Here is a 20,013-nt window from a genome sequence, read left to right on the forward strand (position 1 = left end):
CCGTCGATGTCCGGGGCGCAACGCCGAGACCCACCGACGGATGCTCCGCGCCGGTGGGTCTCGATGAGGTGCGTGGGCTCGAGGAGAGCCCCGGAGGTCAGAGCGGGGGCGTGACCGGAACCTCTCCGGCACCGGGCTCGTCGCCGGCCTCGGCCGGTTCGGGAACCAGGTACAGACCGCTCGGAGCGTTCGCCGTGAACGCCAGCGCCTCGATCCACGCGCGGTTGATCGAAGGCTGACGGCTGCCGAAGTACTTGAAGACGAGCGAGCTCCCGGGCTGGATCCAGACGGTCGTGCGCCCGCCGCCCACGCTCGCATCTTCGCGCCAGCTGAACGGGAACGGCTCGCCGCGCCGCAGCTTCGCGGTGATGACGAGTTGCAGGTGGGTGAGGGCGCGGTCCTCGATCTCGGTCTTCACGCCGCCTTCGTAGACGAACTTTCCCATTGGTGGTGCTCCTTGGTCGCTGCCTGGCCGAGACGACGGCTTCGATCCATTGTCGCGCACTCCTCCGCCGGATGCCGCCCTCACGGGCGGGTGTGCCCGATGCCGACTCGATACACCGAAGTCAACCCCCTCGGCGAGACATCGACCGGAGCCTAGCCTCGGGGTCACTCGAACTCGAGAAGGGCAATGCCATGAACGACCGACACATCGACGACCGTCCCGACGAGGGCTACACGCCGACGACCACCCACGCCCAGTGGGGCGCGGGAAACCCGCGGCTGCGCATCACGCGGGACGACGAACGCACCGAATTCGCCCTGGAAGACGACGTGGTGCGCATCGGCTCGGCCGACGGCAACGAGCTGCGCCTCGCCGACACCGACCCCGTGCATGCCACGATCACGCACGACGACCGCGACGAGTATGTGTTGACGATGCACGGCGAGGGCGAGACGAACGCGAGCCTGGGTGTGGACGCGACCCATGTCGATGAGGACTCCGAGACACTGCGCACGGGAGCGCACTTCACGGCCGGTCCGTGGACTCTCGTGTTCGCGCGGGATGAGTTCGCCGATCACGGTCGCCCGTACGGAGGCCGCGCGGGCGGCGAGTACTCCGACCAGCCGCTCCAGCCTCCTCGCCCCGACTATGACGAGAGCGAAGAGCGATGACCACCACCCGCGACCTGATGACGCCGAGTCCGCGGTGCATCGGGGTGAACGATTCGCTGCGCATCGCCGCGTCCGTGATGGCGGATCTGGATGTCGGCGCCCTGCCGATCTGCGGCGAGGACAGCAAGCTGAAGGGCATGCTCACCGACCGCGACATCGTCGTCGGAGCGATCGCCCTCGGGATGGACCCGGAGACGACGCCGGCGTCCGCTCTCGCGAAGGGCAGGCCGGTCACGGTCGACGCCGACGACGACATCCGTGTGGCCCTCGATCGGATGCAGGAGAACCAGGTGCGACGCCTGCCGGTGATCGCCGATCGTCGGCTGGTCGGGATCGTCAGTCAGGCGGACATCGCCCGTTCGCTCTCCGCGGCGACGACCGGCAAGACAGTGGAGAGCATCTCACGGTGACCCTGCACGACGACCCCACAGCCGATCCGGACACCGAGACGGACGACGCGAACGACACCGAGGCGGACGGCACGAGCGGCGACCCCGGCATACGCAGCCACATCGCGCGACTGAGTGAGCTCGCCGCCGAGCGACCGTTGCGGGTCGGGGTGGCGGAGTCGCTCACGGCCGGCCTGCTCGCGCACACCATCGGCTCCGGCGACGCGGCCTCGGACTGGTTCGCCGGCGGCGTCGTCGCCTACCGGACGGACGTCAAGGAGCGAGTGCTCGGGCTGACGCCGGGGACCGATCCCTGCTCCTCCTCGTGCGCAGAACAGCTCGCCGCGGGGGCACGGCACCTCTTCGACGCCGACATCGCCGTGTCGACCACGGGCGTCGGAGGCCCCGAGCCGCAGGGGGGTCACCCCGCGGGGACCGTCTACCTGGGCTGGGCCACCGCTGACGATACGGGTCATCGGAGGCTCGCTCTGGTCGGCGACCCGGAAGAGGTCCTGGCCGCGACCGTCGCCGCCGCCGTCCGCCTGCTCGCCTTCCATTCCGAGGGGCTCCGCCCGCTCGGGCCCCTGCGCGGTCAGGACGCCGACGAGTAGCGTCGGCGATCCGGGCGTCACTGCCCCGGGATGAGCCCGATCCGCAGGGGCGCGCCCGGGCTAGCGGCTGCCGCCAGAGCCGCGTCGATCTCGAACAGCCCGCGCACCGCGCCGACCGCATCCGCGAACGGGTAGGCCCGCCCCCGTCCGGCGAGGAAGGCCACGGCATCGGCCAACTCGGCACCGGTGTAGTTGTGGACACCGGCGACCGTGACCAGCCGTCGCACGATGCTCTCGGCATCGAACGGCACCGGGTCGGCGGGGAACACGCTCCCGACGAGCACGACCGTGCCCCCGACCGCGACACCCGCGAGTGCCTCGGCCACGGCATGCCCCGAGGCCTCGATCACCACGTCGGGTTCACGGGCGAGACCCGTCGCGCCGAAGCGTGCGGCGAGCGCACGTCGATCCGGATTGGGGTCGAGCACCTCGACGGTCGCGCCCTGCTCGGCTGCGATGGCCGCAGCCGACAGCCCGACAAGTCCGGCCCCGTGAATCCGCACGGCGGCCCCGTCCAGGTCGCGGTCCTTGGCGGCCCTCGCCACCGCCGCCCAGGCGGTCGCCGTGGCGCACGACGCGGGGGCGAGCACCGAGGCGGGGAGCGCCTCCGGCACGCGCACGATGGCCGTCCCCTCCCGCAGCTGCACATGACTCGCGAAGGCTCCGGTGAGATCGCCGTGCGCGCCGACGCGGTCGTGTCCGTACTTCCCCAGGTCGCGGCATTTCTGCGGCATGCCCTGCAGGCAGCGGTCGCAGCACCCGCACGACACCGTGACCGACCAGACCACCCGGTCGCCGATCCGCAGCGGAGTGCCGTCGACGGTGAGCGCTCCGGCGTCGCCGGTCGCGATCACCCGCCCGACGCTCTCGTGTCCGAGCACGAGGGGCGTCGGCGCGGATCGACGGCCCTGCACGGTGTGCACATCGGAACCGCAGATCGTCGACATCTCGACCGCCACGAGCACATCGCCGTCGGCGAGCGCGACCCCGGGCACGGCGATCGTCTCATGCGGATGGCCCTCGCCGATCCAGACCATCGCGGTCGCCGCCGGGCGCAGAGCGACGTCTCTCCGGTGTCCGGGAGGACGGATCAGCAGCGTTCCCATGTCGGGCCTCTCAGGAGGTGGCGACGAGCGGGAGCAGTTCGCGCTGGACGAGCACGCCGCGCAAGGCGGTCACATCGCTCAGCACGGCATCCGCCCCTGCGGCGCTCAGCGCCGGACGATCGTGTGCACCGGTCAGCACGCCCGCGACAAATCCGGCACCGGCTCGGCGGCCCGACTCGACGTCGCTGACGGTGTCGCCGGCGACAGCGACGGCCTGGACAGAGGCGGTCTGCGTGCGCAGCAGCGCGGTGAGCACCAGGTCCGGGGCGGGACGCCCGCGTCCGGCATCGATCGGCGACAGGACGAGGTCGACGAGATCGCCCCAGCCCAGACCGTCGATCAGGGCGTCGCGGGTCACCGGGGCGAAGCCGGTGGTGAGCACGACCGTCAACCCGGCATCCTTCAGCCCCTGGATCGCGTCGGCGGCGCCAGGGACCTCGGAGATTCCCTGCTCGGAGACGATCTCGGCGTACGCGCCCTCGAACGCGGCGGTCGCCCGTGCGGCCGACTCGGCGTCGCCGCCGGAGAGGTGCGTGAAGACATCGATCTTCGACTGCCCCATCGTCACACGCACGTAGTCGAGCGCCTCGTCCCACGGCATCCGGTCCGCGACGCCCGTACGCTCGGCGGCGCGCTGGAACGCCTGTTCCACGACGCCGTCGTCGAGCACCGTGGTTCCCGCCATGTCGAGGACGACGAGTTCGAGAGGAGTGGTCATGATGTTCCTTCCATTGCTGCCGCCCACCCGAAGGCGGCGGTGAGATTCTCTTCGGCGAGCCCCAGCCCTGTGGTCATCCCGATGCCGGTCGTGGCGGCGAGCACCAGCACACCGTCGTCGGTCCGGTCGATCAGGAACTCCTGCCGCCCCTTCGCGTATACGCCCTGCCACCGCTCGATCACGCGGGGAGCCGGTGCGTCGAACAGCGCCTCCGCCTCGGCGAGGAACGCGGTGAACGCGGCCTCGGGCTGGAACGGCGCCGGGGCCACGGCCGTCGCGTGCGAGTCGCCGATGATGAGCGTGCCGTCGGGGAGCTGCGTGTACATCTGGTTGAGGTCGATCGCGGCGAGGTCGGGCCGCTCGGTGTGCAGGCGCTCCCGCAGCACGGCGGCCTCGGGTCCGTCGGAGAACCGACCGTAGCGGACGAGCGACCAGCCGGTGAGCAGCGGCGCCGCCAGCGGATGCCGGAACGACACGGCCGCCCGCATCATGTCCAGGGCGCAGCGGACCACCCCGTGCCGTTCGGCGACTTCGGGGAGCAGCTGATCGATGTCGTGGTTCACAGCGACGACGACGCTCCCGCAGGCGATCGGACCGCGGGTGGTCTCGACACGTCCGTCTCCGACCGCGGTGACGGCGGTACGGAAGCGGAACTCGACGCCCAGACGAGCCAGGTGACGCACGATGGCATCCGCCGCGGTGCGCGGATCCGTCTGCAGGTCGGTCTCGATGTGCGCGCCGCCGATGAGTCCCTCGGCACGGAGCGGGGCGAGACGCAGGAGCTCCGCGGAATCCAGCATCCGGATCCCGCCCTCGCGGGACGCGGCCTCCAGCACGGCGAGCTCATCGTCGTGCCGGGCGGCGACCAGCGTGCCCGACTCGCGCAGCCAGAAGCCCGCATCCTGGGAGAGGCGCAGCCACAGGTCGCGCGAGATGTCGGCGTACCGCCGGGCCTCCCCGCCCTGAGCCCCGATGCAGAGGTGCCCGAAGTTGCGGATCGTGGCGCCGACCGGTGCCTCGGTGCGGTCGACCACGATCACGCGCAGACCGTGCCGGACCGCCGCGTAGGCCGCACCGAGACCGACGATCCCGGAGCCGACGACGACCACGTCGGCCGTGTCGAGAAGACGATTCATCGGAACACCTTCCGCATCCACATCGCGAGCCCTTCGACCACCAGCACGGTGGCGAGGATCATCAGCACGATCGCCGTCACGGTCTCGTAGCGAGAGCCCTGGCTGGCGTTGAGCAGGTAATAGCCGACGCCGCCGCCGCCGACGATGCCGAGGATCGTCGCCGCGCGGATGTTCGTGTCGAGCATGTAGAAGCTGTGGCCGATGAGCGCCTGCATGCCCTGCGGCACTGTCGCCGAGGTATAGGTCTGCAGACGCGTCGCGCCCACCGCGCGAAGTGCGCGTTCCGGTCCGCGGTCCACTTCTTCGAAGGAGTCGGCGATGAGCTTGCCGAGCAGTCCGATGCCGCCGATGGCGAGAGCGATGACGCCGGCCTGCGCGCCGAGTCCGGTGATGACCACGAGCACGATCGCGAGGATCAGCTCCGGGATGCCGCGGATGCCGACGAGCAGCAGACGTGCCGTGCCACGGGCACCGGAGCTCGGGGCGACGTTGCGTGCCGCGAGCGAACCCAGCAGCAACGACGGGAGCAGGGTGAGCACGGTGGCCGCGAGGGCGATCGCGACGGTCTCGCGCATCGCCTGGAACATCGCGCTCGCGTCGTAGTTGCCGAACGACGGCGGCCAGAACTTCGCCGCCACCTCTGGCAGCTTGGCCCAGAACGTGATGAGATCCATCCAGTTGATCTGGCTGACCACGACGCTGCCGATCACCACGAGCACCGCGACGACGCCGGCGATCGTGTGGCGCACGCGCTGCGCGGTCCAGGGCCGCCGCACCGCGGTCTCCGGGCTGGCCGCCCAGGCGGGGCGGGCGTCGGGTGCCGATGCGGCGTTCGCGCCGAGACGCGGATGCAGGATCCTGTCGATCCACGATCGGGTGTGCTTCTGCTCGCCGAGCATCGCGCCGCGGACCATGCTCGAGACGATCTCCATCGCGACGCACAGGATGAAGATCACGAGGGCGATGCCGAGGCCCTTGCCGTAGTTGAGCGACTTGAACGCATACGACATCTCCAGGCCCAGACCGGCGACGCCGACGTAGCCGAGAACCACGCTGCCGCGCAGGTTGATGTCGTTGCGGTGCAGCACGGTGGCCACCCAGCTGGGCAGCACCTGCGGCAGGATGCCCGACGTGAACTCCTGCATCTTCGAGCCGCCCGCCGCACGGATGGCGAGGCGGGGGCCTTCATCGATCTGCTCGATCGCATCGGCGAACATCTTCGAGATCATGCCGATCGAGTGGATGCCGATGGCGAGGATCCCGGGAAGGGTGCCGAGCGAGAACATCAGCACGAACGCCATCGCGAGCACCACGTCGGGAAGCGCACGGGTGAGCACGCCGATGAACCGCGCGGCTGCGCGCCATCCGTTGCCCGGCGTGGTGTTGGCGGCGGCGAGGTAGGCGATCGGCACCGACAGCACGGCGGCGAGCAGCGTGCCCACGAGCACGAGTCCCACGGTGAGGGCGATCAGCCAGGCGAGGTCGCCAGGGGCGGGGAAGGTGAGACCGCCGACGCGTGCCATGAAGTTCTCGGCATTGCCCCAGCTCTGCACCATCGCCGGGAGGGAGATGTCGACATCGCGGACGGCGAGGATGCCGAGCACCACGAGGGCGACCAGGGTGAGGGATGCCGCGATCCGCTCCGGCGAGATCGGACGCCTCGGGGCACGCTCGGCGACGCTGCGCCCGCCGCCCTGAGCCACGGGGCCTCCGCCGCGTGTGGCGGCATCCGTCGCGGAATCGAGGGCCGTCATGATGCGGCCACCTGCGCAGCCGCCTCGACCAGCTCCTCGGCCACGGCACGGATCTCGGCGGTCGTGGTGGCGACGCGGCCATAGATCTCCATGACCTCGGCCTTGGTGAGATCGTCGGTCGGGGTGTCCAGCACCACTTCGCCGTGACGCAGACCGACGATGCGGTCTGCCCACGAGATCGCGAGGTCGACCTGGTGCAGGCTGCAGACGACGGTGAGTCCCTCGTCGGCGGCGATCTCCCGGATCAGCGCCATGACCTGCTCGCTCGACTCCGGGTCGAGCGAGGCGACCGGCTCGTCGGCGAGCAGGATGTCGGGCTTCTGCATCAGGGCCCTGGCGATGGCCACGCGCTGCTGCTGCCCACCCGAGAGGGTGTCGCTGCGCTGGTAGGCGCGGTCGAGCAGACCGACGCGATCGAGGTGCTCGAGTGCGGTGAGCTTGGCGGCACGCGAGTATCCCCAGAGGCCGAGGCGCGGCCCGCGCACGCCGGACAGCGATCCGGTGAGCACGTTCTCGAGCACGGTGAGCGAGGGCACCAGCTCGAACTGCTGGAAGATGAAGCCCACGCGGCTGCGGAGGTCGCGCAGCGCCCTGCCCTTCAGCGCCGGCACCTGTGAGCCCAGCACCTCGACCGAGCCCGCGGTGGGGGTCTCGAGACCGTCGAGGTGGCGCAGCAGGGTCGACTTCCCCGAGCCGGAGAGGCCGAGGAGCACGACGATCTCGCCGCGGGACACCTCGAGCGAGGCATCCTTCAGTGCGGTGGTCGTCCCGAAGGTCTTCGTCACGCCGTCGAGGCGGATGAGGGCGTCGGATGCCGAGGCGGTCATGTCGTAGCTCCTGTGGTGTCGTGAGTCGTGCGGTGGTGCCCTCCGTCCCGTCCGTGCGCGACGGAAGGGACGGAGGGCGCCGGGTGAGGGGAAGCGGTCAGGCCGGGCTCAGGCCTGGCACTGCTCCGCTTCGGTCTCCTTGCAGATGTCGCGGATCAGGTCGTAGTACGCGTCGTCGACCGGCTTCGTGGCGTAGAACACGCTGCGGAAGGCGTCGGTGTCGGCACCGTCGATGCCCGCGGCGATGATGTCGTCGATCGTGATCTCGGCGAGGCCGTCGATGAGCTTCTTCGAGACGTCGTCCGGGAGCGTGGAGGAGTAGACCAGCGGCGCACCGGGCACCATCGTCTCGTCGACGACCTTCACCTTGTCCGACTTCTCGACCTCGGAGTCCTCGGCGAAGCCCGCCTCGCACTCCACACCCTCGCCGACCTTGGTGACGCTGACGTCGTGCTTACCCGCGAAGACCGGCGTGATGTCGGTCTTGGGGTCGATGCCGGCCTTCAGCAGGTTGTAGGACGGGAACAGGTAGCCCGAGGTGGAGGACGGGTCGACGAAGCAGACCTTCTTGCCCTTGAAGTCGTCGATGCTCGTGATGTCGCTGCCGACCGGGACGATCGCCTGCGAGAAGTAACCCGGCTCCTGGCCCTCCTCGGTCACGATCGAGGAGATCGGGGTGAGCTTGGCACCGTTGTTGGTGGCGGTGACGTAGGTGAATCCGGAGAACGACGCGACGTCGACCTTGCCGGCGACCGCGGCCTCGATGAGTGCGGCGTAGTCGGTCGACTCGTGGTACTCGACCGTCTTGCCGGTGATCTCGGCGATGTAGTCCATGAGCGGCTGGTAGTTCGTCTCGGTGTCGACCGAGTCGGGCACGACGCCGAAGACGAGCGTGTTCTCGTCGACCGCGAATCCGCTGGCGGAGGACGACTCGTCGGCACCGGGTGTGCCGGCTGCGTCGGCCGAGCCGGAACAGGCGGCGAGGCCGAGGGCGAGGAGCGCGACGCCGGCGAGGGCGGGAAGAGCGCGAAGCTTCATGAGGACCTTTCAGGGTGTGAGGGGTGATCCACGGAAGACTCTCTCAGGTGCCACGCCGAGATATGTACCTAACTCGGAAGAGTTCAGGGCTCGTTTACCGAGCATTCGCCTGGATGAACACTCCTCGAACGTGATCGCGCCCACCGAGATGGCGAAGTAATGTACCTATGTGGCCGAAGCTGTGTACACCCAGATCGCCGACGACCTTCGCGCGCAGATCGCGGCGGGCACCCTGCGCCCGGGCGACGACGTCCCGACCGAGGCGGACCTCGCCGAGAAGTGGCGCACATCTCGCGGTCCGATCCGCAACGCCCTGGCCGCTCTGCGCGGCGAAGGTCTGATCGAGACGAGCCGCGGGCGGCCGGCGCGCGTGGTCGCCCGCAAGGCCAATCAGGCCGTCGACGTGTCGGTGCCGTTCACGCGCTGGGCTCGGGAGCTGGGCGTCACCCCGGGGGCGCAGACGCAGGAGCTGAGCCTGCGGCGCGCCGGCGATCTGGGAGCAGCACTCGGAGTCGACGCGAGCGACACCATCGTGAGCGTGGTCAGGCTGCGTCTGCTCGACGGCCGGCCGACCATGCTGGAGCGCCTCCACTACACGGAGGTCGCGGGACGACGATTGTTCGAGGTGAACCTCGACGAGGTCTCGATCACGGAGTACCTGGGCTCGGTCGGACACCCGATCGTCACGCTGCAGCACGTCATCGATGCGGTGGCCGCCGACGACCAGGATGCCGCACTGCTGCGCGTGCCCCGTGGCACGCCCATCCTGCGCCTCACACGCACGTCGCGCGATGCGGAGGGGCGGATCTTCGAGGCCTCGGAGGACCGCTACCTGAGCGAGGTCGTGCGCTTCACGGTCGCCGCGTCGGGGATCTCCACCGACGGCCATTTCATGCGTGCCGTCGGCGCCTAGCAGGACGTGCATGAGCACCGGTCGGGAGGCCGGAGAATCGGCCGTTAACGCAGAAGGCGATCGCGAGCGCGCAAGGTGTTTCAGAAGCCAGAAAGACCGCGCCCGCGATCGCAGCGCTGGGGACGCTTTATCTGGGGAGCCTTCAGATTACGGGAGGCTGCAACGCGTTCCACAGGGTCGAACGTCGAGACTTCTCTAGACTTTCGTCTAGGTTCTCGCGGATCGTGGAAGGGGTGCTCACACACTCTAGAGCATCAGACGACCGGAAGTCGGGCCGACACGACCCAGAATCCCTCGACTTCGCCGGCGCTGAACTCGCCGCTCGCGCCCATGACGCGCTCCGCCATCCTTCCCAGGCCGGTGCGACTGGAGGAGAGCTCGCGGCGCGGCGTCGTCGGGAGCGGGCTGCGCAGCGTGAGGTGGGCGACGTCGTCGTCCACGGCGAGGTCGATCTGCACCTCACCGGGTCCTGCGTATTTGAGGATGTTCGTGGCGGACTCGCGCACGATGCGCGCGAGGACGATCTCGACGGCACGCGGGATGCGCTCGTCGCGGGGGTCTCCGTCGCGGGCCACGGAGTGACCCGCGGATTCGAACTCGCTCTGCGCCTCGTCGATCGCCGCTGCGAGGTCGCCCGTCTGCACACTGGACGACTGCGGACCGTCGTCCGCCAATTCGATCACGAAGCGAAGATCGGTCATCGCCTTGCGCGCGGCGACACGGATCGCTTCCTGCGAATCGGTGCTGGTCTCGGGGTCTTCGAGCATCTGCACGTGCAGCGCCACCACCGTGAGGTGGTGCGCGATGCTGTCGTGCAGCTCACCGGCGATCCATCGTCGCTCGGCGAGCACTGCTTGACGTTCTTGTTCCGCGCGCTCCTCGAGTTCGCGCTCGAGGCGACTGCCCCGAGCGAAGGCGAGCCGCAGGGCGAACCCGACAGCTCCGGCCACCGTGGCGAAGATGAGGAACAGACCGACGTTCACATCGGTGTCGGCATCGCCGTTGGCGACGAGTGCTGCAGCGATGAGGAACGCACCGGTGTACGACAGGATCAGGGAGGTCCATCCCAGCCTCATGACCAGCCCGGCCGCGACAGCGGCTGCGGTCAGAACCTGGGACTCGGTTCCCACGAGGAATGATGTCGCGAACACGACGCCGAGGGCGCATGTCGCGATGAGTGGATTCCAGAGATAGAGGGCGAACGCTGCGGTACATGCGACGCTCACCAAAAGTGCGACCGGGTTCACACCCGGCGTGGTGAAAAAACCTATGACGTCCGTGGCGATGGTGATGGAGACGATGACCAGGACGACGATCCGCTCGATCGCGCTGAGCTTCTCGCCCCGACCCAACCGGAACGAATCCGCAGATCGTCGGGTGGACTGGTCGAAGGCCATGGTTCACTATCTCCTATTCGCCAGGTACGCTAGCGGACGAGACCAAAAAACTTGCCAACCTGCTGCCAGAAAGTCATTACGTTCACCTCCATTATGTAGTCGTTCGTCGATGTCTGTATTCATCTTCTCGGCGAACAACGCGGCGCACATCTGTCTCACGTCTAGAGGTTTTTGGCCAAAGGTCTACATGACGTCATCGAAGCGCTCCCGCCGTTAGGCTTCCCCCTATGCAGGAAATCCGTGTCGTGATCGTCGACGATGATCCATTGGTCCGTTCGGCGCTGTCGCACTTCGTGTCGCGTGACCCGGAGATCACCGTGATCGCGCAGGCGGAGGACGGCCTCGAGGCGATCGCCACGGTGGAACGCGAGCAGCCCGATGTGGTGATGATGGACGTGCAGATGCCCGAGATGGACGGCATCGAGGCCACCGGCGTGATCGCCGAGCGCTGGCCGCACGTCCGCGTCCTCGCGGTGACGACGCTCGACGGCAGCGACACGGTGCTTCCGATGCTCAGCGCCGGCGCCTCCGGCTACCTGCTCAAGGACTCCAGCGCCGACGACATCGTCACGGGCGTCCGCGAAGTGCACAGCGGCGCCAGCTCCCTCTCTCCCCGGATCGCCTCGATGCTGATCAAGCACGTCCGCGAATCTACGCCCGTGGCGGCCGACGCCGACGCCCTCGAGCCGCTCACCGAGCGCGAGGTCGAGGTGCTCCACTGCCTCGCCCAGGGCATGTCGAACGCCGAGATCGCCAAGGCGCTGATCGTCTCCGAGGGTACGGTGAAGGCGCATCTCGGCCGCATGATGTCCAAGTGGCACCTGCGCGACCGCGTGCAGATCCTCGTGACGGCCGCGCACGCTGGTCTCGTCAGCTTCCGCTGATCACCACGCGAGCAGGACGATCCCCGCGACGACGACGAGCGACGCCGCGATCCGCCAGGCGGGACGCGACTCCCGCAGCACGAACACCCCGAACAGGCTCACCAGCACCACGCTGACCTCGCGCAGGGGGGCCACCAGCGCGACCGGTGCGATCTGGATCGCGGTCAGCACCAGGATGTACGACAGCGGCGACAGGATGCCGAAGGCCAGGATGCGGCGCCATTGCGTGCGCCCGAGCGCCCATACCGCACCCCAGCGCCGACGCACCGCGATCGAGTAGAACGGCACCTGCAGCAGCGTGGTTCCGACCATGAACGCGACCGGCGAGAGGCCCCAGGTGCGTACCGCGTGCGCGTCCCAGATCGTGTAGACGGCTATCGCGACACCGGTGAGGAGCCCGAAGACGATGCCGGGATCGAGCCGCCGAGAACCCGCCCCTCTCCCCCGGTCGACGAGTCCGATGGCGACGACGCCGACGATCACGGCGGCGACGCCCACGAGGGCGACCGCCGAAGGACGCTCGCCCAGCAGCAGCACGGCCACGATCACCGAGAGGAAGGGGCCCGTGCCCCGCGCCGTCGCGTAGACGGTGGAGAGGTTGCCCTCCCGGTACCCGCGCTGGAGCACCGCCATGTAACCGACGTGCAGCACCGACGAGACGGCGACGCCGAGGGCGAACGACCCCAGGTCGTCGGCCCCGAGACCGCCGGTGAACGGCACCGCGCCGATCCACACGACGGTGCTGCCGACCGATCCCCACCACAGGAACGGCGCTCCGGCCCGGCTGATGCCGTGCGCGATGATGTTCCACGCCGCGTGGGCTATGGCGGCGCCGAAGACCAGGACGAAGGCGAGTGGAGACACGACGAGACCCTTCCGTCCGACGCGCGGCGCGACGAACAGGGTCCTCCGGGCTTTTGTCCTGTCAGATGACGGCTCTCCTGTGGAGGAGGGCCGTGGCGCCGCTCGGACCAGACGGGCGCGAACCCCGGAACCCTAGGCGCTATCGGGACGAGCCTAACGCGATCGGATGAACGGCGGGGAAACGACGACGCGCCCCGCTCGATCATCGGGCGGGGCGCGTCGTGCGGATGGAGCGGCGTCAGACCTCGACGTCGCGGCGACGCACGCGGGCGATCAGCAGCACCAGGGCACCGACCGCGAGCAACGCGAGCGCCCAGCCGATTCCGGTGATCACGCCACCCGTGGCGGCGAGCCCGTTCAGGTCGACCGTCGCGGTGGCGGCAGCCGTGACCGTCACGGCCCCGCCGACGCCACTCGCCGTGGCCACGTTGACGACCGTGCTCGCCGCGATGTCCGCCGTGGTGAGGGCGTAGGTCACCGGACCGCAGCTCGCCGTGGCGCCGGGAGCGAGGGCGGGGATCGCGCAGTCGACGACGCCACCCAGCTTCGGGTCGTCGATCTTCACGTTCGTCAGCGTCACCGCTCCCGTGTTGGTGACGGTGAACCGGAAGGCGATGGTGTCGCCCGCGTTCATCTTCCCGTTGCGGTCGGCATCGACGTAGTCGCCGCCGGTCTTCGTCAGGGCGATGGCCGGCTGTGCCACGAGCGGGGTCACCACGGTGTCGGTCGCGACCGGCGGGATCTCCGAGGTGCCGGTTCCCGTGGCGGTGGCCGTGTTCTCGATCTCGCCCGCATCGATCTCGGCCTGCGTGAGCACGGCAGGGGCGCCGGCCGCGCAGACGGTCGACTCACCCGGGGCGAGCTCGGTCGCATCGCACGTGACCGCCGCCCCGAGGCGCGGGTCGCTGACCGTGACGCCTGTGAGGGTCGTCGTGCCCGCGTTCGTCACGGTGAACGTGTACGCGATGGTGTCACCGGCATCCGTGCGTCCGTTGCCGTTGGCATCGACCACGGCTGCCGCGGACTTCAGCAGCGTGATGTCGTCGGTGCCCGCGACGCGCACGTCGGCCTCGTCCTGGGCGTCGGCGCTGCCGTTGCGCGACTGCCCCTCGACGGTGGCCACGTTGTGCACGGTCCCGTCGTCGACGTTCTGCTGCGTGAGCACATAATCGACCGGCCCGCAGGTGACCTCGTCACCCGGACTCAGCTCGAGACCGTCAAGAGCGGCGCAGTCGACCCTGCCACCCAGCAGTGGGTCGTCGAGGACGATGTCGCGCAGCACCGTCGTGCCGCTGTTGCGGATCGTGAACGTGTAGCCGACCGTGTCACCGGCTCCTGCCCGACCGTCTTCCCCGAGCGCGATCGCTCCCGGGGTCTTGGTCAGCTCGATCGCGCTCGTGCCCGTGATCACGACGTCGGCCGATGCGTCGTCGCTGACCGGACCGAGCGGGCTGGTGCCGGTCGTCGTGGCGGTGTTGCGGACGATCTCGGCCTCGATGTCGGCCTGGGTCAGCGTGTACGTGAACGAGCCGCAGTCCGAGGTGCCGCCCGGCGCGAGAGCACCGACTGCGCAGAGGGTTCCCGCACCGAGCATCGGGTCGGTGATCACCACACCCGTGAGGGTGGTGGTGCCGAGGTTGCGCACCGAGAAGGTGTAGTCGACCGTGTCACCGGCACCGATGAAGCCGTCGCCGTCGGCGTCGAGCACGCGCCCGACGTTCTTGAGCAGTTCGATCGCCGCGGTACCGGTGATGTCCACGTCCGCCTGCGCGGTGTCGGTCACCGTGCCGATCGGTGCGTTCGCCGTGACCGCGGCCTCGTTGTGCACGAGCCCGCCGTCGATGTCGGCCTGGGTGAGCGTGTAGGTGATCGGTGTGCAGGAGACCGACTGCCCCGGTGCGAGCGCGATTCCATCGAGCTCGGGGCACGTCACGGTTCCGCCGAGCATCGGGTCGGTGATCACCGCGTCGCGCAGCGTCGTCGTGCCGTTGTTCGTGACGGTGAACGTGTAGTCGATCGTGTCACCGGCTCCGACGGCGGAGTCGCCGTCCACGTCGACCACGGTCGACGGGTTCTTGGCGAGACTGATGCCGTTGGTCGCCGCGATCGTGACGTTCGCCTCGGCATCGTCGGTCGCGGGGCCCTGGGCCGACTGGGCCGTCACCGCGGCGGTGTTGCGCACCGTCCCGGCATCCACGTCCGCCTGCGTGAGCGTGTACGAGACCGGCGCGCAGGTCACCGTGCCGCCCGGTGCCAAGGGTGCGGCGAAGGCCGCGCACGCCACCGCACCGCCGAGCAGCGGGTCGGTGATCGCGGCACTGGTGAGCGTGACGTCGCCGGTGTTGCGGACCGTGAAGGTATAGGCGACCGTGTCACCCGCACCGATGCGTCCGTCGCCGTCGGTGTCGGTCGGAGCGCTGACGCTCTTGACGAGTTCGACCTGCGGCGTTCCCGAGACCGGAACGGTCACCGTCGAGGTGTTGTCGCTCGGGTCGGGGTCAGGAGTGTTCGAGGTCACCGTCGCCGTGTTCGACAGCGTCGCACCCGCGATCGACGGGTCGACCGTGCCGCTCACCGTCGCGGTGAAGGTGGCGCCGACCGCGAGGGTCGGCTGCGTGCACGCGAGCTGCGATCCGGTGACCGTGCACCCGGGGGTGGCGGTCGACGGATTCAGCAGGCCGGCGGGAAGGGCATCGGAGACCGCGACGGCGGAGGCGATGCTCGGCCCGCTGTTGGTCACGACGAGCGTGTAGGTCACGGCGCCGTTGAGAGGAGCCGGGTTCGCCGAGATCGTCTTGACGATCGCGAGGTCGGCGGAGGGCGTGACGGTCACCGACGCGGTGCCGGTGTTGTTCGACGTGTCAGGATCCGGCGTACGCGAACTCGCCGTCGCGGTGTTGGTCAGCTGTCCTTCCGTGTTGACGGTCGCGGTGACGGTGATCGTCTCGGAGTCGCCCGGCAGCAGGGTGCCCACCGTCCAGCGCGCGTCCTCCATCGACCACGTGCCTGTCGACGGCGTGGCTCCGGTGAGCATGAACCCGACGGGGAGCAGCTCGTCGAGCACCACGCCGGCGGCCGCCGACGGACCTTCGTTGGTGACCGTGACCTCGAACGTCGCGGTCCCGCCGAGCGGAACCGTCGGGGTCGAGGTCGTCTTGACGACGCTCACGTCGGCGTTCGGCGCGAGCGTGACGTCGACCGTCGAGGTGTTGTTGTCGGTGTTCGGATCCGGAGTCCCGGAGGTGGTCGTCGCGGTGTTCGACACCACGCCCGTCGCGGTCGTGCTCCACGTGCCCGTGACCTCGATCGCCACCGATCCACCGGGAGCGATGTCGCCGAGCTCGCACCCGACCGTCCCTCCGACGATCGAGCAGCCCGGTCCGTTGACGACGACGTCGAGGAATCCCGCCGGGAGCGTGTCCGAGACCGAGGCGCCGCGGGCGACGGAGGGCCCCGCGTTCGCAACCCGGAGCGTGTACGTGAAAGAGCTCCCCGGCTCGCCCGTCGTCGGCGCCGTCTTGACGATGCTCAGGTCAGCGCTCTGGACGACCTCGACGTCGACCGAGCTGGAGTTGTTCGTGGTGTCCCGGTCGGCCGCGGGGGCCGCGACGGACGCGGTGTTCGTCACGGTGCCGACGGGTGCATCGGCGTCGACCAGAGCGTGCACGACCACGTTCGACGGTCCCCCGACGAGGAACGACGCCCAGGTGCACATGATCGAACTCGCGGTGGATGTGCACGTCGCGCCGGGCGGGGCGTCGACACCCGTCACCGAGAACCCTTCGGGCACGGTGTCGACGAGCGCCACGTTCACGGCGTCCGACGCACCGAGGTTGCGTACAGCGAGAGTGAAGTCGATCGTGTCGCCGGCCGAGACCTGCGCGGCGGAGGCCGTCTTCACGACGGCCATGTCGGCGATCACATCGGGCTGGAAGCTGGTCGACGAGACGTTGTTCGCCGGGTTCGTGTCGGTCGTGCTGGTCGTCACCGTCGCGGTGTTCTGCAGCACAGCGGTGGCGCCGGGGTTGATCTCCACCACGACGAAGGTTTCGACGGAGCTCGCGCCGGGGGCGAGCGTACCCACCTGGCAGGTGAGCATCGACCCCTGAGCCGCGCACGTGCCCTGGCCGGGATCGGCGCTGATGAAGGTCGTGTCCGGGTCCAGCGGGTCGGTGACCACGACGTTGCGCGCCTCGGACGGCCCGGCGTTGAAGACCGAGAGGGTGTAGGTCACCTGCTCGCCGGCGACCGGCGTGGACGGGGAGAACGTCTTGACGATCGACACGTCGGTCTGGGCGGACATCGTGCTGACGACGCTCGCGGTGTTGTTCGCGAGATTCGGATCGGTGCGGGTGCCCGAGACCGTGGCGGTGTTCGACAACGAGGCCCCGGGGTCGCCCGACGGGGAGAGCGTTCCGGTGATCTTGATCTCGGTGCTCTGCCCGACCGCCATGTCCGGTACGGCGCAGTTCACCGTCGCGGTGACGGTGCACGTCACGTCACCCGAGTCGACCGTGACGTTCGTGATGCCTGCAGGGATGGGGTCGGTGACCGTCACCCCTGTCGCGGTCTGCGGGCCGTTGTTCGTCACACCGATCGTGAACGTCACCGGCTGGCCGGCGACCAGCGGATCCGTGTCGATGCTCTTGGTGATCGCCAGGTCGGCGGCGGCGTTCACAGGGGTCTGGGTCTCCTGGCTGACCGAGGTGCGGTCCTGGCCGACGACGTTGTCGCGGAAGGCGACCCGTGCCTCATTGACGATCGTGGTCGCCGCGGCCGAGACATTGACCTTGGCGTCGAAGGTGTAGCTCGTGCTCGCGCCCACGCCGATGGACCCTCCGGCGGTGGCGGTACCCCCGTCGCCGAGGCGCACCTGCACCGTGCGGCTCCCCGAGGTGTACGAGCCGCGGTCATCGCCGGCGGCGTCGGTGAGGGCGCCCGTGCCCGCTCCGCTGATGATCTTGAGCGAGCCCGGGACGAAGTCGATCCCTGCGGCGAGCACGTCGGACGACACCGACTGCAGCGCCGGGTTCCCGCCGCCGTTGTTCGTGGTGACCGTGTAGCGCAGCGTGTCGCCCACCTCAGCGGTCGTGCCTCCACGCGTCAGATTGGTCACCGACTTGTTCGTGATGAGACAGGGGCCGGTTCCGAAGGTGATGTCGTCGAGGAAGTTGCCGACGGAAGCGCTGCCACCAGCCGAGCTGACCGCCTCGAAGCCGAAGCGCGTCACCGTCTGACCCGCGGGAACGGTGTACGTGCCGGTGTGCGCGCCCCAGGCCGTGTTCCCGTCGGAGAGGTTGGGGCCGCTCTGCACGAGGGCTCCGGTCGGGGTGCCGATCACGACGCGCATGACGTCGGTCCCGGTGCGCCCGCGGTGCTTGAGCGACCACGACAGCGTCTGGCCCGGCGTCGTCGCCACGTCCTGATAGAGCCGGCTGGGGCTGTTCGCGTTGAGCTCGGCGAACTGCCGCCCCGCGGCGGCGGTGACGCCGTTGAATCCGCTGCTCCACAGCTCGATCTGGTTCAGGCTGTCGTTCGTGAACCACCCGGGGACCTGATTCTCGTCGGGGAGCGACACCGAGGCGTTCGGGATCACCGGCGCCTCGAACCCGCCGTTGACGAGGGCGACCGTTCCCTGACAGCTGGTCGGGGTCTGCGCCGCCGATGCCGATGTCGGAGCGACCGCTTCGGTGACGACGGTGAGGCCAGCAGCCAGCAGCAGTACCGAAGTCGCCCCCGCGATGGCGCGACGAATGGACAGACGTGGGTGTGCACGCATGTGAAGTTCTCCCCGGTTCACGGAAGAGCCCGAACCGGCATCTCCCCCGCTGGAAGGCTAACCCGGGTGTAGCCGAAAGTGGTAGACCCGCCTTCGGACGAAGTCCCCGACTACGCTCGAAGCACCGCGTTCTCCAGGAAGGTCACGACATGCCCGTCACCCCCGCAGCCCTCGCCCACGCCGAGGACCTCGCCGACTTCGTCGCCGCCTCGCCCTCGAGCTACCACGCGGCGGCCGAGGTCGCTCGACGACTGGAGGAATCGGGGTTCACGCGGCTGCAGGAGGAAGATGAATGGCCTCTTCAGCCCGGTGGGCGCTTCGTGGTCGTGCGCGACGGCGCGGCGATCGCCTGGGTCGTGCCGTCGGACGCCGCGACCACCATGCCGGTGCAGATCTTCGGCGCGCACACCGACTCCCCCGGGTTCAAGCTCAAGCCGCAGCCGACCACCGGTTCGCGGGGCTGGCTGCAGGCTGCAGTCGAGGTGTACGGCGGACCGCTGTTGAACTCCTGGCTCGACCGCGAGCTGCGCCTCGCCGGGCGACTGGCGCTGGCCGACGGCCGTGTCGTGCTGGCGGACACCGGCGCCCTGCTGCGCCTGCCGCAGCTCGCGATCCACCTCGATCGCGGCGTCAACAATGGGTTGGCCCTCGACAAGCAGACCGAGACGCAGCCCGTGTGGGGGCTGGGCGACCCGACCGAGGCCGACATCCTCGCCGAACTCGCCGCAGCGGCCGACGTGGCAGCGTCCGAGATCCGCGGATACGACGTGGTCATCGCCGACTCCGCACGCGGCGCGGTGTTCGGCAAGGACGACGCGTTCTTCGCCTCCGGCCGTCTCGACGACCTCGCCTCGGTGCACGCCGGCGTGGTCGCACTCGCGACGCACGAACCGCCCGCGGGCGCACCGATCGCGGTGCTCGCCGCGTTCGACCACGAGGAGCTCGGCTCGGAGTCCCGTTCCGGGGCCGCCGGCCCCTTCCTCGAAGACGTGCTCGAGCGCGTGTACTCGAGGCTGGGCGCCGATGGATCCGCGCGCCGTCAGGCGTATGCCTCGTCGTGGTGCCTGTCGAGCGACGTCGGACACTCGGTGCACCCGAACTATGCCGCCAAGCACGACCCCGTAGTGCAGCCGGTGCTCGGCTCGGGACCGATCCTGAAGATCAACGCCAACCAGCGCTATGCGACGGATGCGATCGGCACGGCGTCATGGCGGAGCTGGTGCGAGCGCGCAGGCGTCGCGACGCAGGAGTTCGTGTCGAACAACAGCGTGCCGTGCGGCTCGACGATCGGCCCGATCACGGCGACCCGCCTCGGCATCCGCACGGTCGACGTGGGCATCCCCATCCTCTCGATGCACTCCGCACGAGAGCTCGCCGGGGTCTCCGACCTGCACGATCTGGCCCGCACCGCGCAGTCGTTCTTCGCCGGCTGAGCACGCGGGCGGTTCCGGCCCACGCGAAGTCCGCCCGGCCGCGCCCCC

Annotated in this window: 16 protein-coding genes; 6 read left to right on the forward strand and 10 right to left on the reverse strand. The window is 69.5% G+C overall.

Translation table 11 applies throughout. The annotated features are described in order from the left end of the window. Positions 1-97 precede the first annotated feature (97 nt). Positions 98-445, reverse strand: coding sequence for a DUF7882 family protein (locus GZ64_RS0115655; RefSeq protein ID WP_021201203.1), 348 nt, complete (start codon positions 443-445; stop codon positions 98-100). 191 nt (positions 446-636) lie between these two features. Here GZ64_RS0115655 and GZ64_RS0115660 point away from each other — a divergent pair, with 191 nt between their 5' ends. Genes GZ64_RS0115660 through GZ64_RS0115670 form a run of 3 tightly spaced genes read left to right on the forward strand, consistent with a single transcriptional unit; the run spans position 637 to position 2,116 of the window. Continuing rightward, the gene (locus tag GZ64_RS0115660) at positions 637-1,116 is read left to right on the forward strand and encodes a hypothetical protein (RefSeq protein ID WP_021201204.1); all 480 of its coding nucleotides are present in this window, start codon (positions 637-639) and stop codon (positions 1,114-1,116) included. After that, positions 1,113-1,526 carry a CBS domain-containing protein gene (locus GZ64_RS0115665; RefSeq protein ID WP_021201205.1) on the forward strand — a complete coding sequence of 138 codons (414 nt, stop codon included), beginning with the start codon at positions 1,113-1,115 and terminating at the stop codon, positions 1,524-1,526. The genes GZ64_RS0115660 and GZ64_RS0115665 overlap by 4 nt, the downstream gene beginning before the upstream one ends. Beyond that, positions 1,523-2,116, forward strand: coding sequence for a CinA family protein (locus GZ64_RS0115670; protein WP_231479912.1), 594 nt, complete (start codon positions 1,523-1,525; stop codon positions 2,114-2,116). Before GZ64_RS0115665 ends, GZ64_RS0115670 begins: the two co-directional genes overlap by 4 nt. A gap of 17 nt (positions 2,117-2,133) precedes the next feature. On the opposite strand, the gene GZ64_RS0115675 is transcribed toward GZ64_RS0115670, so the two are convergent. The 6 genes from GZ64_RS0115675 to GZ64_RS0115700 all read right to left on the reverse strand — a co-directional run bounded on the left by GZ64_RS0115675 (position 2,134) and on the right by GZ64_RS0115700 (position 8,695). Then, a complete protein-coding gene (locus tag GZ64_RS0115675; RefSeq protein ID WP_029267498.1) occupies positions 2,134-3,222 on the reverse strand; it encodes an alcohol dehydrogenase catalytic domain-containing protein in 1,089 nt (362 codons plus the stop codon). 10 nt (positions 3,223-3,232) lie between these two features. Further along, positions 3,233-3,940 (reverse strand): phosphonatase-like hydrolase, encoded by a 708-nt coding sequence (locus tag GZ64_RS0115680; RefSeq protein ID WP_029267500.1) that lies wholly within the window; start codon positions 3,938-3,940, stop codon positions 3,233-3,235. Beyond that, positions 3,937-5,076, reverse strand: coding sequence for a TIGR03364 family FAD-dependent oxidoreductase (locus tag GZ64_RS0115685; protein ID WP_029267502.1), 1,140 nt, complete (start codon positions 5,074-5,076; stop codon positions 3,937-3,939). The genes GZ64_RS0115680 and GZ64_RS0115685 overlap by 4 nt, the downstream gene beginning before the upstream one ends. After that, a complete protein-coding gene (phnE, locus tag GZ64_RS0115690; RefSeq protein WP_021201210.1) occupies positions 5,073-6,830 on the reverse strand; it encodes a phosphonate ABC transporter, permease protein PhnE in 1,758 nt (585 codons plus the stop codon). Before phnE ends, GZ64_RS0115685 begins: the two co-directional genes overlap by 4 nt. Next, positions 6,827-7,657, reverse strand: coding sequence for a phosphonate ABC transporter ATP-binding protein (phnC, locus tag GZ64_RS0115695; protein ID WP_029267504.1), 831 nt, complete (start codon positions 7,655-7,657; stop codon positions 6,827-6,829). Before phnC ends, phnE begins: the two co-directional genes overlap by 4 nt. Positions 7,658-7,765: 108 nt before the next feature. Next, positions 7,766-8,695, reverse strand: coding sequence for a phosphate/phosphite/phosphonate ABC transporter substrate-binding protein (locus GZ64_RS0115700; protein ID WP_029267506.1), 930 nt, complete (start codon positions 8,693-8,695; stop codon positions 7,766-7,768). Between the two features lie 169 nt (positions 8,696-8,864). On the opposite strand from GZ64_RS0115700, the gene GZ64_RS0115705 reads away from it, so the two are divergent. Then, positions 8,865-9,608, forward strand: a complete 744-nt coding sequence (locus GZ64_RS0115705) for a GntR family transcriptional regulator (protein WP_029259976.1) — start codon at positions 8,865-8,867, stop codon at positions 9,606-9,608. A 254-nt stretch (positions 9,609-9,862) separates the two neighbouring features. Here GZ64_RS0115705 and GZ64_RS0115710 read toward each other — a convergent pair whose 3' ends face one another. Then, entirely contained in the window at positions 9,863-11,005 is a 1,143-nt protein-coding gene (locus tag GZ64_RS0115710; protein WP_021201214.1) for a sensor histidine kinase, read from the reverse strand. A 227-nt stretch (positions 11,006-11,232) separates the two neighbouring features. Between GZ64_RS0115710 and GZ64_RS0115715 the strand changes: the two genes are divergently transcribed. Next, the gene (locus GZ64_RS0115715; RefSeq protein ID WP_021201215.1) at positions 11,233-11,889 is read left to right on the forward strand and encodes a response regulator; all 657 of its coding nucleotides are present in this window, start codon (positions 11,233-11,235) and stop codon (positions 11,887-11,889) included. Here the strand turns inward: GZ64_RS0115715 and GZ64_RS0115720 are convergent, their stop codons facing one another. Together GZ64_RS0115720 and GZ64_RS0115725 are read right to left on the reverse strand one after the other, a co-directional pair. Then, a complete protein-coding gene (locus GZ64_RS0115720) occupies positions 11,890-12,753 on the reverse strand; it encodes an EamA family transporter (RefSeq protein ID WP_021201216.1) in 864 nt (287 codons plus the stop codon). Between the two features lie 238 nt (positions 12,754-12,991). Then, the gene (locus GZ64_RS0115725) at positions 12,992-18,532 is read right to left on the reverse strand and encodes a DUF11 domain-containing protein (RefSeq protein ID WP_029267508.1); all 5,541 of its coding nucleotides are present in this window, start codon (positions 18,530-18,532) and stop codon (positions 12,992-12,994) included. Positions 18,533-18,681: 149 nt separating this feature from the next. On the opposite strand from GZ64_RS0115725, the gene GZ64_RS0115730 reads away from it, so the two are divergent. Further along, positions 18,682-19,965 (forward strand): M18 family aminopeptidase, encoded by a 1,284-nt coding sequence (locus tag GZ64_RS0115730; RefSeq protein ID WP_029267511.1) that lies wholly within the window; start codon positions 18,682-18,684, stop codon positions 19,963-19,965. Positions 19,966-20,013: the final 48 nt, after the last annotated feature.

The organism is Microbacterium sp. Cr-K32, assembly GCF_000708345.1.
Classification (GTDB): Bacteria; Actinomycetota; Actinomycetes; order Actinomycetales; family Microbacteriaceae; genus Microbacterium; species Microbacterium maritypicum_A.